14 protein-coding genes are annotated in these 14,783 nt (G+C 40.1%); 3 read left to right on the top strand and 11 right to left on the bottom strand.

All coding sequences use genetic code 11. The features are described from left to right. Window positions 1-25 precede the first annotated feature (25 nt). The 11 genes from abnB to LWH95_RS14265 all read right to left on the bottom strand — a co-directional run bounded on the left by abnB (window position 26) and on the right by LWH95_RS14265 (window position 10,792). Complete coding sequence (gene abnB / locus LWH95_RS14315) at window positions 26-1,444, bottom strand: arabinan endo-1,5-alpha-L-arabinosidase AbnB (protein WP_232919838.1); 1,419 nt, start codon at window positions 1,442-1,444, stop codon at window positions 26-28. Between the two features lie 72 nt (window positions 1,445-1,516). Beyond that, window positions 1,517-1,675: a hypothetical protein gene (locus LWH95_RS14310; protein ID WP_232919837.1), complete on the bottom strand. Its 159-nt coding sequence runs from the start codon at window positions 1,673-1,675 to the stop codon at window positions 1,517-1,519. A 541-nt stretch (window positions 1,676-2,216) separates the two neighbouring features. Continuing rightward, window positions 2,217-2,540, bottom strand: a complete 324-nt coding sequence (locus LWH95_RS14305) for a hypothetical protein (RefSeq protein ID WP_232919836.1) — start codon at window positions 2,538-2,540, stop codon at window positions 2,217-2,219. Between the two features lie 119 nt (window positions 2,541-2,659). Then, window positions 2,660-3,724, bottom strand: a complete 1,065-nt coding sequence (locus tag LWH95_RS14300; RefSeq protein ID WP_232919835.1) for a serine hydrolase — start codon at window positions 3,722-3,724, stop codon at window positions 2,660-2,662. 61 nt (window positions 3,725-3,785) lie between these two features. Then, window positions 3,786-4,073 (bottom strand): hypothetical protein, encoded by a 288-nt coding sequence (locus tag LWH95_RS14295; protein ID WP_232919834.1) that lies wholly within the window; start codon window positions 4,071-4,073, stop codon window positions 3,786-3,788. Between the two features lie 14 nt (window positions 4,074-4,087). Next, entirely contained in the window at window positions 4,088-5,455 is a 1,368-nt protein-coding gene (locus tag LWH95_RS14290) for a DCC1-like thiol-disulfide oxidoreductase family protein (RefSeq protein ID WP_232919833.1), read from the bottom strand. 13 nt (window positions 5,456-5,468) lie between these two features. Then, window positions 5,469-6,125 (bottom strand): DUF5819 family protein, encoded by a 657-nt coding sequence (locus LWH95_RS14285; protein WP_232919832.1) that lies wholly within the window; start codon window positions 6,123-6,125, stop codon window positions 5,469-5,471. 369 nt (window positions 6,126-6,494) lie between these two features. Further along, window positions 6,495-7,577 (bottom strand): serine hydrolase, encoded by a 1,083-nt coding sequence (locus tag LWH95_RS14280; RefSeq protein WP_232919831.1) that lies wholly within the window; start codon window positions 7,575-7,577, stop codon window positions 6,495-6,497. Between the two features lie 255 nt (window positions 7,578-7,832). Then, a complete protein-coding gene (locus tag LWH95_RS14275; protein WP_232919830.1) occupies window positions 7,833-9,113 on the bottom strand; it encodes a helix-turn-helix domain-containing protein in 1,281 nt (426 codons plus the stop codon). Between the two features lie 182 nt (window positions 9,114-9,295). Continuing rightward, a complete protein-coding gene (locus LWH95_RS14270; protein ID WP_232919829.1) occupies window positions 9,296-9,472 on the bottom strand; it encodes a hypothetical protein in 177 nt (58 codons plus the stop codon). A 330-nt stretch (window positions 9,473-9,802) separates the two neighbouring features. Next, window positions 9,803-10,792, bottom strand: a complete 990-nt coding sequence (locus tag LWH95_RS14265; protein WP_232919828.1) for a Gfo/Idh/MocA family protein — start codon at window positions 10,790-10,792, stop codon at window positions 9,803-9,805. A 243-nt stretch (window positions 10,793-11,035) separates the two neighbouring features. Here LWH95_RS14265 and hutP point away from each other — a divergent pair, with 243 nt between their 5' ends. From hutP to hutU, 3 genes are all read left to right on the top strand, one after another. Continuing rightward, window positions 11,036-11,482, top strand: coding sequence for a hut operon transcriptional regulator HutP (hutP, locus tag LWH95_RS14260; protein WP_003236310.1), 447 nt, complete (start codon window positions 11,036-11,038; stop codon window positions 11,480-11,482). 112 nt (window positions 11,483-11,594) lie between these two features. Then, window positions 11,595-13,121 (top strand): histidine ammonia-lyase, encoded by a 1,527-nt coding sequence (gene hutH / locus LWH95_RS14255; protein WP_232919827.1) that lies wholly within the window; start codon window positions 11,595-11,597, stop codon window positions 13,119-13,121. After that, window positions 13,118-14,776, top strand: coding sequence for a urocanate hydratase (hutU, locus tag LWH95_RS14250; protein WP_232919826.1), 1,659 nt, complete (start codon window positions 13,118-13,120; stop codon window positions 14,774-14,776). The genes hutH and hutU overlap by 4 nt, the downstream gene beginning before the upstream one ends. Window positions 14,777-14,783: the final 7 nt, after the last annotated feature.

Here is a 14,783-nt window from a genome sequence, read left to right as displayed (position 1 = left end):
CTTCCCTCGAAGGCGTTTCTCCATCTTATTTAGATCCCCAAACAGCCTCACCGCTGCCATTCAACACACTAAACGTCATCACGTTCTTCTCTCTTACCGAATCCCACTGGCGTAAAAATACGCCATTATACTTCTTGCCTGCTAACGTAAGTTCAGCTGTATTTTTTTCGGTTTTCTTCCATGTTCCGGTCATTTCCCCGGAAATGGTGTGATCTTTGTTGAGCTGGATGTTGGTGGTTTTTTTGATGTCTGCTGAGATGTCTTTTCCGTGCTGGATGAGCTTGTAAGTTCCTGTGATGTCTTTTTGTTTTACATCTTTCAGTGTTTCACCTGCGTAACGATATGGCGCTACAACCGGCCAGCCGTCTTTATTCATGAACATTTGATGGGCTCTGACTTCGTGTTCTTCCCCCCTGCCCGGGAAGCGGGTGTGGAAGATTAAATAGGAGCGTCCGGTTTTTTCGTCATAATATGCGGAGTTGTGGCCTGGTGAGACATAGCCGGTTCCTTTTTCGTTTTCTGTTTCAAATGAATAGCTGCCCATGAGTTTGACGCCATAAGGTTCAATGGAGCGGTCGTCAAAGAATGTGCCTTCTTTGCCGCGAACGTCAAGCATTGGGTTGCCTTCCGCGTCATAGTAAGGGCCGTCTGGTTTCTTGGAGCGGGCCACACGGATGTTATAGCCGCCTGTTGCATCGAGACCGCCATATGATAGGTATAAGTAGTAGTACTTGGTATCTGGGTTATAGAGAACATACGGGCCTTCGATTCTGCTGTGGTTGCCGCCGAGCAGTTTTTTCCCGTATCCCTGCCCAGGAAGCGGGAAGCCCGTTTTCGGATTCATTTCAAGAATGAAAATGCCGCCTGAGTATGATCCGTACACCATCCACAGCTTACCGTCTTTATCAAAGAAGGTATGCGGGTCAACGACATTCGGATGTTTGGTTGCGTCATACGGTGTTCCATCGCTGCTTGTGCCTTCCATGCCTGATTTCAAAAAGATGCCTTTGTTTTTGTATGGTCCTTCGATGTTGTCAGCGACGGCAACACCCATGGCGGATCTTGGCGAATCGCCGCGGCAGGCATTGTAGTACATGTAGTATTTGCCGTCCGCCAGCTGTGTGACGTCAGCCGCCCAAAGGGTATCGGATTGCGCCCATTCGAAGGTATCTTTTAATTCTTCATAGACATTGGGAATCAGAGGATTATTGTTGCTTACGCTGGTGGTCAGCTGTTGCCATTGCATGAGGTCATTCGTTTTTGCTGAAGAGAGATGAGATCCAAAAACGTAAAAGGTGCCATTTGTTTCAATGATGGAAGGGTCATGGACGCTGACTTCTTTAAATACTGGTTTTTCTGCTTTTTGCGCATAGACGGAGTTTGGCAGGGTGAAGGCCATGATAAGGGCTGCCAGAAAACATACACGGAACAATCGGTTGAACATCTAAACAATTCGCCTCACTTTTTTATTAAATTTTTAAGCGCTTACATTCCTCTATGAAGAAACATCGGCCCGTTATGAAGGGCGGATGTTTTCATATTCAAACGGGTAGGTGATTCCCCACTGTTCTCTGACATTGTCCATAATGCTCATGACATCCAGGGAGAGACTGATGGTCTGGCTGCCTGTTTGGTGCAGGACTGCTGCTTGCATATCCTCTACTTCATAGTTCAACCCTTTTGCCGTTTCTCCTTCTTCAATCTACTCTGTTTTTCCATGTACGGATGTTATGAATGCGCTTATTCGATCTTTAAAGTTGTCGATTATGATAAAACAATCCTTAATCAAAAAAAAGTTTATAAAAAGTACGAGTCTGTTTAGATGAACACTTCACTTATAAATTATATCAAGTCCGAAAGAACACCTTTTAACTTATGGATACGATAAACAGCGGTTATTACATTTATGCCTCTGACTTTGTCCACTGGTCAATAGTTGCACATAGCAAAATCATCGAAAATTGCTTCAATACAAATCAGGGTGATTAACTAAAATTAGCAGAACCACCGACTTTATAAAAAAGTAGAATACAAAAAGAGACTGGAATATTATATCCCCTGCCTCTTTTTGTATTTTGCTTTTTTTGGGGTTGATACCCACTTTTCTTGTTTGTTTCGGTTTCTAACATTTAATCTTCGTGGATTCGATAAGTGAGACGTCTATTTAAACTCTTTTTGAGAAGGAAATTAAAAGTCACTAGGAGCTATTATCTTGCCTAGCGGTCAAATATGACTTCCATCTCTTCAGGAGTAGACGAGTCAGTTTGCTCCACTGCTCCTCCTACTAACCACATTCCAACTTTATCAGCTGCACTTATTCCGACATCATAAGCTGCTTTTGCAGCCGATCCAACAGCTTTGACACCTTTCCATAATGCTTTAAGTCTATATGGCTCAACTGTTCCTTGTTCGTTTGCTACCACGATCCTTTTTTGATAGTCAGTATTATTTGCAGCAGCATTAGCAGATGAATATGTACCTGCCGATATAAGAATTGCAGTTCCAAGTACGATACCCATTGCTTTTTTATTCAATTTCACATTAACCACCTCCTTCTAAGTAATATATTACCATTAAATATAAATATAGGGTATTGAGAAATATGATGAATATCACAAAAAATAATAGGTGTTTAAACCTTATTTTTATTAAGTTTTTCCTACTCGGCATTCAGGTATAATTCCTTGTCTAAAAGCTTTTGTATAAATTCATCAATATTATGGTCAATCTTCTGATATTCCTCATAGTCTAGATCTTTTGTAAAGAACACAATCTCCGTCGTGTTGCCTTCTTTATCTTTAGCAAATATTGTTTTATTAATTATATTCAGCGTTCTTCCGTCTTTTCCACCAATGTACATTTCTTTGTTTGTTTTAATAGCTAATAGTCTTAAAAGTTCCTTTTTATATTTAAATTTATCTTTGTTAATATGACCCAATAAATCTGAATATACTTTTGCGCTTGCTTTAGGAAGGTATCTCGTCATAGTTTCTTGTTCCTCTAATGTAGGCTGATAATTTTTGTAATTCGGATATTTACCTTGCTCAATCAGTTTTTGAATAGAGGTTATGAGGTGGGTATATTCCTCATAATTAAGTTTTGTGATTCTGTCATTTGTTTCTTTAGAAGTAAAGTCCTTATACTTCCACTTTATATAGTGGTGGGTCAATTCGCTTAAACTAATGGGATAGAGTTTATCATGAGGTTTATAGTTTTCAGCTATAGTATTGTTGACGTTTTCCAATCCAAGTTTGTCCAGCAGGTAATCAGTATTTGGGTTTGAACTATGAGTAAAGAGACTCCTTACAATTTCTTCTAACTGAATAGTCTTTGCTTTTTCTCCTTTAATCGTTTTAATTTTATTTAACCACTTTTTATGGTTATCATTCTCTCTTTTAATGAGCACATAGTCTTCTAATTTTTTTAAGGGTATCTGTTCCTTAGGGTTGATTATCCCTTTTTCCACCTGCTTAATGAACTCTATAGCAATCATAATCTTATATACACTTGCTAATGGCATTTTATTATTCTCTGAAATGCTGATAACTTCTTCTCCGTTTTCAACTAGAATAAAACTCACTTTTTCTGGATTTTCATTTATGAAATTTACTATATACTGAACATCACTGGCTTTAAAATAGTAGAATGCACATCCAGCTAGTAGAAGAAAAACAACAAGAATACTGTTGATCGCAATCAGAACACACTTGACATTTTTGCTCATGTCTCCTCCGAAGAAAAAGAAGCGTCCGCTATACGCATTCGCTTCTAGATTATCTGATTTATTATTGGTCGAACAGCACTTCCAGTTCATCTTTATTCAGAACATATTCTTTCTTGGAGCTTGCAGTGCCCCACTGATCTGCAGCCCATGCGCTTGTAAATTGTTTTGCAACAAATTTCCCTCCTGCAAGCACCCATTTTGCCACTGCCTGAGGTCTCACTTCTTCTTTCTGATCATTTACAACTTTTTTGTTATTAGAGCTTGTTGCAGCAGAAGCAGAAGTTGAGCTGTAGAAAACGGTAGCGACTAAAACAGCTCCTAGGGCCGCACCTAAAATTTTTTGTTTCATTATGAACAGCACTCCTATACTTTTTGATTTTTATTGTTGATAAAGCAATCATGATTACATTTGCCAGCTGGGACAATACTTCGATTAGAAGCAATATAATCATATACTCGTTGACCCAAGCCAAATAACTTGCCTAAATAAAGCACTGGGAGAATCGGCCACAGTGGTAACAGTCTCGTTGCAATTTGAATAAAGGCAAAGATTCCTTCCTTTACTGAACTTTTCGAACTTTTGCTATGCATTCGTTTTTCAAGTTTGTTTAAATCCAATTTATATTCATCCCTCACCCCTTCTTCTCTAAACGATAAGCAGTCCAACAAACCAAAATAATCCATTCGTTTTAAGCGATTTACACTGTTAATACAGAAAGGACACCATCCGTCATAAAAAACAGTGATTTTAAAGGATTGTACTGTAGTTGATTTCCCTATTTTTTTTCGCATGATAAGCCTCAAAAATATACGTAAACGATGGTACTTTTGCTTAATAAACGTGTAGAATTGAGCATATTCTCGATCGGATATCATGAGGAGATCAGCTATGATCATGATTAGTGAAAAGGTAACCAGACCCATGGCAATGCCTATACCTACATGGAAAGATACCATCAAGAATACAGCAATGTATTTGGTTTTTTGATTGAATAATAGAAAGGGAAATGCTAATTTAACCATAATAGCAGCATACGCTGTAAACACTAAAAGTAAATCGTTATTTAAGAAAAGTTCACGTAACTGTGGATTGGAAAAGAGATCTACTTGAAGGATATAAAAAATAGCTGTTCCGCTGTTCCACATCTCCCCCATAACTTGATATAAACCCGAAGCCATATACAAGATGCTAATTTGAATAACACAGGCAAGGACTGCAAAGTTGTGAAAGACCATTTTTATTTTAAAGAATGCCGTATCCTTCTTCTTGAGATAACTGGCTTTAAACTTCGCTGCATCTAATGAAAAATAAGCAGTAGTGTTTGCAAAAAGAAGATAAAACAAAAATAAATACATCAGGTTATCTCCACCATCTGACAGAAAGTGGCTACACTGAATAAGGGAATACGTAAAAACGTAATTAAAGACTCCAATTATTCTTCCCATAAAACCAATGGTATATAGGAAAGCGATTATTACCCCTAGATGAAAGAGTAAATCAAAATATATTCGTGAATCGTTCAGTGCATAGAGACTATACATTCCTCTGTTCGAACCAAGCAAACCTTCGCTGCTCCATAAAAAATAACGCTGGGAGTAGTGCAGCACATAATTGTACAGAATTACAATTCCAAATCCTATTCTTAGAAGACTAGCCCCTTTTAAGTAATTCTCTCTACTTGAAAAATCAAAGATTCTTTCCGGCAATGCTTTTATCTGAAAGGCAGACAACTCCTTCACTCCCTTATAAAGTCGGTACTACATTTTCAATAATTTCTTTCTCTTTAAATTGCTTTACCACATACCAAGGATTTTCCACTCTGTTGTCACGCTTCGAAAAAGGCGTGTTCTTCTGCCTTAAAATTCGCAGTTCAATGTTAGCTATTCTTTTATCAGGAAACAGGTATTTTGCATACGAACTACCGAAGCGATAGAGTATTGCCTCATTCTGCTGAAACTTTTCGTCTCGTTGCTTATCTAACTTCTTAATTTTTCCTTTCTCTCTCTCGGATTCTTCCAACTTTTTTCGGTAATCGATGACTAAATCATCTTCTGAAGTGAGTTCTGAAATAATTCCACTAGAAATCCGGGCCATTCTGTTCAGAGGACTAAAGTAATTTTTATGCATTTCTTCAATCATGGGAGTAGTAATATCAATCCAATCAGATTTACTCTCTCTCTCAAATCCGACCTTAACTTGAATGATTTCATTATGTGAAACCGGATCTGGAGCAAACAGGTGCCAGTTTTGAACGAATATAGGTTCCATATATTCACTGATTTCTTTCTTATATTTGTTGGAGATTGGATTCATTGGCATGACATTTAAGATAACAATCATGAAGTGGAATATAAGTATACCGGATAGCAGTATAGGAACAAGAAACATAACTTTTTTCAAGACAAACGGCTACCTTCTTTCATTCATATATTATATATCTTATTCTATCATTAATAGGAAAATATGGTATTGATAAAACTCATATGATTTTAGCCTTTCTTTTCTGAATTTCCGAGCAGCTTTCTAAAAAAATTGACTGTGAATAAAGCATAATAGAAACATATTATGTTCAGGCTGCGAGAAAATCTTGGGAGTCCTTTTGGAAAATTCAATCACACAATATATGGATTGATCGCTAGGAATAGACACCGAATATCGTGTCTTAAAAGTAAAAAATTGAAAAAAAATGAGGGTTTCTCTGACATCAAGTCTTAAAACCCCCATTTTCTATTAATCTGGCATGATAGAAATATATTATGCTTTCGGATATTAGTTTACTAGTTTTTTTCTAAAAGATTCGTCTTTTAAAGTGTTAAGGACAAATTGATTAAAATTAAGCTGTAATTGTTTGGCTGTAAATGCATTTAGATTATTAGAGAAGAAAACAAGCTCTGTCTGATTTCCATCCTTATCTGTTGAAAAAGAAGCATAAGTGAATATAAATAAAGTGGAACCTCCTTTAAAGCCGCCTCTCTCTATCCATTTCCTATTGTTTTCATTAGAAAACAGAGCATAGCCTAGCAGTTTTTCTAAATGAGTTTGCATGTCCTGATTGAATTGTTCCCTACAATTGATCATTCTCATTACCTTAAGATAATCAGATGCTGATCCTGCCGGCAAGCGCTCAGACCAGATTTTCTGGAACTCATATTCAAGATAAACTTTTTCCATATATTCATGCTTTTCCTTATTTTTAAGATGCTGATGAATGGTAAGAGAATAATCTATGTATTCTTTTTCAGGCATCTCGGTCAAACGTTTTAATAACTGATCCTTCTTTTTAATCTGTTCTTTTTGGCTAATATAGGAAGGTATATACAAAGAAGATACGATTGGAAATATCATTGTATGATGACTAAGATTTAAAGTTTCTGGCACTTTATTAATGGTATTCAAACCTAAATAGTCCATAAGAAACTCTGTATTGGCATTTGAACTGAAGGCTATCATACCGATAGCAATCTCTTTAAGAGTATAGGAAGGCTTATTATTAAACTTATTGATCCATAGCTTGTGTGCTCCTCCATCAGTTCCCTCTAGATAATACTTAAGAAGCTGTTCATTAGGTATGGAGGTATTTACATCAATTATGTTTTTACTTGCCTGCCTCGCAAATTCGATTGCCACTATTATTTTCACTGTACTGGCTAAAGGCATGGTAATGTCAGGATTAATAGAGACCAACTCAGTTTGATTTCTTGTAATGATCAGAGAAACATCTTTCTTCTCTCTCCTTTTTTTTGCATAGTCTATCGCAATAAAAGGATTATTGTTTATCTTCTTAAAATAAAGGACTATTGCTGCTCCAATGGTTAAAATAAAGGCTGCAGTAATAATGATGAATTCAAACAAATATGAAAGTCCTCCCTTTAATTCTAATATATAAGTCATACATATTTTTCTCACTTTAAAGCAATGTTAAATCAAAATAAAATAATTAGACTGGTTTAAATAACCTTTACCAATGAGATGTAATTAGTTTGGGTCTGGATGATCTACCAATAATTTAGAATAGTCACTAATTACCTCATTTAATACTAGAATTTCCGCACCTGTGAAAATACCTCTAGTTAAGACAGCCTGTAGACAATTTCTCTTAAAACCCATCTATATCACCCCTTTCTTCAAGGACAACAATCTATAAGCTTTTTGATAATATTCACTGCTTTTTTTATACTTTCTTTCTTTTTCAAACATGTCAGCTGTAACATAAAGAATTTTGCTCAAATAGATAATATTATTTATCTCTTCAAAATAGGGAATGACTTCTTCTTCAAGGAGTGTAATCAGTTCTTTGATTTTTCCATCAAATTTTAGTTTTTCTACTTTTGCCTTATAGTAGTATTCTTTTGATAGATTATATGTAGAATAATACATAATAACTTTATTATAAATTTTATAGGCTTTTTCTTTTTCATTAAGCTTCAGATGTTCCTCTGATAGATGGAGCAGTGTATTTAAATAGGAATTTTCATTCTCCTCTTTAAATAAAAGGCTTTCTTCATATAGTTTAATAGCATCTCGATTGTTTCCAATTTGTGATTCAAGGTATGCTAAGTTGTGTAAACCTTTCGCACACAAATGATGACATTTGTTTAATTTGCACATATTAATAATTGTTTCAAATTTTTCTCTTGCCTCAATGTGTCGTTCTTGTCTTGTCAGATTAATTCCGATAATTAAATCACATTCAATAATACGGTTATATTTTAATTGCTGGGTAAACAAATGCTTTGCATTTTCTGCATAATAATTAGCCATCGAGATATCATGAAGCTGGCTATTGACAAAAGCTAGATGGTAATAAAGCTCGGGAATTTGTTCGGCTTTTTCTGATATAAATCCCTGTTCGGCCTCTAAAAATAAGCTTTTCGCCCTAAAGTAATTAGACTTCATGCAATAAAAAATTCCTTTAAAATATGTGAAATAGTTCCATACCATAGTCGACATATTTTTTTCAACTTTTCGTAAATTCATTATATATTTCGAAGCAATGTCTATATCTTTGACATATAAAGCACATCTGATCTCTAACAACTGAACAAAATTAGAAAGATCTGGTGGCAGTTTTTTCTTCTGATAATTTCTCGCTTTCTTTTTATAATAATCAATAAGATGGTTATCTTTGATAATAATAGACTCATACCACTGTTCAAGAACGTAGATCAGTTCCTTGTACTCGTTTTGTACGTTCTCAATTTCAATATCAAGTCTTTTTAATAAGTGATAGAGAATATCCTCACTTGGGTTAATCTTATTATTTTCCAACTTGCTTAAATAGGGAACAGAGCAAATAGATTTTGAAAGCTGATCTTGAGTCATTCCCTTTTCAATTCTATTTAAGAAAATCAGTCGTCCTAAGTTTATAGGTGGTATAGTAATTTTCATGTCTCCAGCCTCTTTAAGCATAAATTTAGTTTTACCTTAATCGCTATCAATCATAAAAATCCATTAAAGAATACCTTGCACTATATTAACAAATAATAACTATAATTTAAAAATATGTCAATTAATAAGAAAAAAGCACAGGGGTCATAAATACCTCTTAGTGCTAGTTTCGTACGACGATATTAGTCTTTCTGGGATTTTGAGTAAGTAGGAACCAAAATAATGCCCAGTATAAACATCACAAAAGATGCTCCACGTACCACATCATAATACTCACCCGATTTAAAAAACATCACATTTATTGCCATAGCAATTGCACCAAGAACCATCATTATTTTCCCAAGTAATTTCCTTGACATAAACCCTCACCTCCTCTTTTTCAACTGAACGAAACAAGTTTTTCTAACGATCAACCTTAACCTAGATATTAAATGTGAAAAGATCCACGTACTATGCAATGCCTTTTTCACTTCAACAAAATTTTCAGCTGCAGTTTTTTCGTTACTTTGTATAAAGGTTCATAATTTAGGTACGATTTATACTTATGGAAGGTTCCCAAGAAAAATCTCTGTATTTCAAAATGACATTTAGAAACATAAATACAATAAACGGATGTTCATATTTAATTCTTCACTCATCCCTAAAATGTAATATGTATAAAAACATTGATATGAAGAAACACCGGCCCGCTATGAAGGCCGGATGTTTTCATATTCAAACGGGTAGGTAATGCCCCACTGTACTCTAACATTGTCCATGATGCTCATGACATCCAGGGAGAGACTGATGGTCTGGCTGCTTGTTTGGTGCAGGACTGCTGCTTGCATATCCTCTACTTCATAGTTCAACCCTTTTGCCGTTTCTCCTTCTTCAATCAACTCTGTTTTTCCATGTGCGTACGTAATGACGGCTTTGTCCGGCCTTGTAAAGTCGTCGACTGTGATAAAGCCCTTTTCTCCAGCAACTACGCCTCTTTTTGGCATTTTCACCCTCATTGTCAGCGATATGACAGCCATTTCGTTGTCGGCGTTTTTTAAGATGATGCCTGACTGCTCGTCTACACCTGTGTCAGCCGGCTTGGCCGTGCTGAGGATCTCATTCGGCTGGCTCGTGAGAAAATACCTTGCGAAAGCGAGCGCATAGGCTCCCGTGTCTAACAGTGCGCCGCCAGCCAGTTCTTTATTAAAGAATCGGTTAGTGACGTCGTATGGTTTGCGCGTTCCGAAGGAGACTTGAACCATTTTAAGAGGCCCAATGCGACCCTCCTTTACGATCTCACGGAGTTTTTTATAAAGCGGCATATGGTAGATGGTCATCGCTTCAGACACAATAAGCTGTTTTTCTTTGGCTATGTCTATGATCTCCTTTAGCTGCCTCGCATTGACGGTAATCGCCTTCTCACAAAGAACATGCTTGTGATACTGAAGGCTTTTCATCATATATTCATAGTGGTTTGAATGCGGAGTGGCAATGTAGACAATATCGACATTCTCATCTTGCAGCAGTTCTTCATAGCTGCCGTATGCTTTTTCGACATGATTCTCCTTGGCGAACGCCTTGGCTTTATCCAAGCTTCGTGACCCTGCAGCATAGACTGTTCCATTTACTTCTATCAGCGCTTTGGCGAAATCTGATGCAATTGCGCCAAGACCGATGATTCCCCAATTTAAGCTCTTCACTGGAATTCGCTCCTCTTCTATTGAAATTTATATCTAGAGTACGACAGCCGCCGCCCGCACTCCTGTCTGGCTACTGTGTGCAATGTGCTGAAAGAAAACCCGTCCTGCTTTCTCTGTCACGCTATTACAATAGCAATCTAACTTGTTAAAGACTGTAAAAAACCTTTTGACTTCTGCTGCTGAACCAATTAATATAATACTCAGTTAATAGTTATCAGAATTTTTAGGAATTGAGTGATTCATATGACACTGCACAAAGAGCGCCGGATCGGCCGGCTGTCTGTTCTTCTGCTGCTGAATGAAGCGGAAGAAAGCACACAGGTCGGGGAGCTGGAGCGAGATGGCTGGAAGGTCTGTCTCGGCAAGGTAGGATCAATGGACGCGCATAAAGTAGTAGCCGCAATTGAAACCGCTTCCAAAAAGAGCGGTGTCATTCAATCTGAGGGCTATCGCGAGTCACATGCGCTTTATCATGCGACGATGGAGGCTTTGCATGGCGTGACCAGAGGTGAAATGCTGCTTGGATCGCTGCTTCGGACGGTTGGCCTGAGGTTTGCCGTTTTGAGGGGAAATCCTTATGAAAGTGAAGCGGAGGGCGATTGGATTGCTGTCTCGCTTTACGGAACAATCGGGGCGCCGATTAAAGGTCTTGAGCATGAGACATTCGGCGTTGGAATCAATCACATATGAAACAGCCCATAGATCATAGACGATAGGGGGCTATGCGTGAAAACAGATGTTCACAGCATAGCCCCTTTTTGTATGGGCGCTTTATCAAAGTAAAGACAAAGGAGTTGGGCTTATGGTGACTTTAGACGGTTCTTCATTGACAACAGTCGACGTTGCTCGTGTGCTGTTTGATTTTGAAGAGGCAGCGGCTTCCGAGGAAAGTATGGAGCGCGTGAAAAAAAGCAGAGCGGCAGTGGAACGGATTGTACACGATGAAAAGACAATATACGGCATCACCACCGGATTTGGCAAATTCAGCGATGTCCTGATTCAGAAAGAAGACTCGGCGGCGCTGCAGCTGAATTTAATCCTTTCACATGCCTGCGGTGTCGGCGATCCTTTTCCTGAGTGTGTTTCTCGGGCCATGCTGCTTTTGCGCGCCAATGCGCTGTTAAAAGGTTTTTCCGGTGTACGTGCGGAGCTGATTGAACAATTGCTTGCCTTTTTAAATAAACGCGTCCATCCTGTCATTCCACAGCAGGGATCACTTGGCGCAAGCGGGGATCTGGCGCCGCTTTCCCATCTGGCGCTTGCGCTGATCGGGCAAGGAGAAGTCTTTTTTGAGGGGAAGAGAATGCCGGCAATGACGGGCTTGAAAAAAGCCGGTATTCAGCCGGTAACACTGACATCCAAGGAAGGGCTTGCCTTGATTAACGGGACACAGGCCATGACTGCTATGGGTGTGGTCGCATACATTGAAGCAGAAAAACTAGCCTATCAAACCGAACGCATTGCCAGCTTAACGATTGAAGGGCTGCGAGGAATTATAGATGCGTTTGACGAGGATATTCACGCAGCCCGCGGCTATCAGGAGCAGATCGATGTCGCAGAACGAATTCGCTTCTATCTGTCTGACAGCGGCCTGACTACCTCTCAAGGAGAACTGCGGGTCCAGGATGCGTATTCATTGCGCTGTATTCCGCAAGTACACGGTGCGACTTGGCAGACATTAGGCTATGTCAAAGAAAAATTAGAAATTGAAATGAATGCAGCTACGGACAACCCTCTCATTTTCAATGATGGTGACAAAGTCATTTCCGGCGGAAACTTTCACGGACAGCCGATCGCCTTTGCCATGGATTTTCTAAAAATCGCAATTTCAGAGCTTGCGAATATCGCAGAACGCAGGATCGAACGCCTTGTGAATCCGCAGCTGAATGACCTGCCGCCGTTCCTAAGCCCTCATCCCGGTCTGCAATCCGGTGCAATGATCATGCAGTATGCCGCGGCCTCACTCGTTTCTGAAAATAAAACACTGGCCCATCCTGCGAGTGTGGATTCTATTCCGTCATCCGCCAACCAAGAAGACCATGTCAGCATGGGAACCATCGCTGCGCGGCATGCTTATCAGGTGATCGCGAATACAAGAAGAGTCATTGCGATCGAGGCGATTTGCGCATTGCAGGCGGTTGAATACAGAGGCATAGAACATGCAGCGTCCTATACCAAACAGCTTTTTCAAGAAATGAGAAAAGTCGTGCCGTCCATTCAGCAGGACCGTGTTTTTTCCTATGACATTGAGCGCTTGACTGACTGGCTCAAGAAGGAATCTTTATTACCTGATTATCAGAATGAAGAACTGAGGGGGATGAACATATGAGTAATGTAAAAAAATCAATCCGTGCCAACAAGGGAACAGAGCTTGAATGCTTAGGATGGGAACAAGAGGCGGTGCTTCGAATGCTTCGAAACAACCTTGATCCGGAAGTCGCCGAGAAGCCGGAGGACCTCATCGTATATGGCGGGATTGGCAAAGCCGCACGGGATTGGGACGCTTTTCACGCCATTGAGCATTCTTTGAAAACACTGAAAAATGACGAGACATTGCTCGTGCAATCCGGTAAGCCCGTTGGCATGTTCCGTACTCACCCGCAGGCACCGCGCGTGCTTTTAGCAAATTCTGTTCTTGTTCCGAAGTGGGCGAACTGGGAGCATTTCCACGAGCTTGAGAAAAAAGGGTTAATGATGTACGGACAGATGACGGCAGGCAGCTGGATTTACATTGGCTCACAGGGCATATTGCAAGGAACCTATGAAACTTTCGCTGAGCTTGCGAGACAGCACTTCGGAGGAAGCTTAAAAGGAACATTGACGCTGACAGCCGGGCTCGGCGGAATGGGAGGCGCCCAGCCGTTGTCTGTCACGATGAATGAAGGGGTCGTCATTGCCGTCGAGGTTGATGAGAAACGTATCGACAAGCGGATCGAAACAAAATACTGCGATCGAAAAACAGCTTCGATTGAGGAAGCCTTAACGTGGGCTGAAGAGGCAAAGCTGGCAGGAAAACCTCTATCCATTGCTCTTCTCGGAAACGCGGCTGAGGTTCACCACACACTTTTGAACCGAGGCGTCAAAATCGATATTGTGACGGATCAGACGTCCGCCCATGACCCATTAATCGGTTATGTTCCCGAGGGCTATTCACTTGAGGAAGCTGATCGTTTGCGCCAAGACAATCCAGACCTTTACGTACGCCTTGCGAAGCAAAGCATGAAAAAACACGTGGAAGCCATGCTGGCATTTCAACAAAAGGGCTCTGTTGTATTTGACTATGGCAACAATATACGGCAAGTCGCAAAAGACGAAGGCCTGGAGAATGCCTTCGATTTTCCGGGGTTTGTCCCTGCCTACATCCGCCCTTTATTCTGTGAAGGAAAAGGACCGTTCCGCTGGGCGGCGCTTTCCGGTGATCCGGCAGATATTTACCGTACGGATGCGTTATTAAAAGAACTGTTCCCAGCCAATAAAGCCCTTCACCGCTGGATCGATATGGCACAGGAAAAAGTCACGTTCCAAGGCTTGCCGTCCCGTATTTGCTGGCTTGGATATGGAGAACGGAAAAAAATGGGCCTTGCCATTAACGAGTTGGTCAGAAACGGGGAGCTAAAAGCGCCTGTCGTTATCGGAAGAGATCATTTAGACTGCGGGTCTGTCGCCTCTCCAAACCGGGAAACAGAAGCGATGAAGGATGGAAGTGACGCTGTCGGCGATTGGGCTGTGCTCAATGCGCTTGTCAACACGGCCGCAGGTGCAAGCTGGGTTTCCTTCCACCATGGCGGCGGCGTCGGAATGGGCTATTCCCTGCATGCCGGTATGGTTGCAGTTGCCGATGGAAGTGAACTGGCTGACGAGCGGCTCGCCAGGGTCTTAACGAGCGACCCGGGGATGGGCATTATCCGCCATGCCGATGCGGGTTATGAACGTGCAGTTGAAGTAGCGAAAAAACAAGACATTATCGTGCCGATGCAAAAATAAAGGAGTG

Origin of the sequence: Bacillus sp. G16 (genome assembly GCF_021282335.1) — a bacterium.
Lineage (GTDB): Bacteria > Bacillota > Bacilli > Bacillales > Bacillaceae > Bacillus > Bacillus inaquosorum.
The sequence above is the reverse complement of the archived record's forward strand: the minus strand, read 5'-3'. Positions and strand labels throughout refer to the sequence as shown.

Coding starts and splice junctions, on each gene's coding strand:
- LWH95_RS14270 (WP_232919829.1), bottom strand. CDS start 9,472: ATGTCAAGGAAATTACTTGGGAAAATAATGATGGTTCTTGGTGCAATT.
- hutU (WP_232919826.1), top strand. CDS start 13,118: ATGAGTAATGTAAAAAAATCAATCCGTGCCAACAAGGGAACAGAGCTT.
- LWH95_RS14275 (WP_232919830.1), bottom strand. CDS start 9,113: ATGAAAATTACTATACCACCTATAAACTTAGGACGACTGATTTTCTTA.
- LWH95_RS14295 (WP_232919834.1), bottom strand. CDS start 4,073: ATGAAACAAAAAATTTTAGGTGCGGCCCTAGGAGCTGTTTTAGTCGCT.
- hutH (WP_232919827.1), top strand. CDS start 11,595: ATGGTGACTTTAGACGGTTCTTCATTGACAACAGTCGACGTTGCTCGT.
- abnB (WP_232919838.1), bottom strand. CDS start 1,444: ATGTTCAACCGATTGTTCCGTGTATGTTTTCTGGCAGCCCTTATCATG.
- LWH95_RS14300 (WP_232919835.1), bottom strand. CDS start 3,724: ATGAGCAAAAATGTCAAGTGTGTTCTGATTGCGATCAACAGTATTCTT.
- hutP (WP_003236310.1), top strand. CDS start 11,036: ATGACACTGCACAAAGAGCGCCGGATCGGCCGGCTGTCTGTTCTTCTG.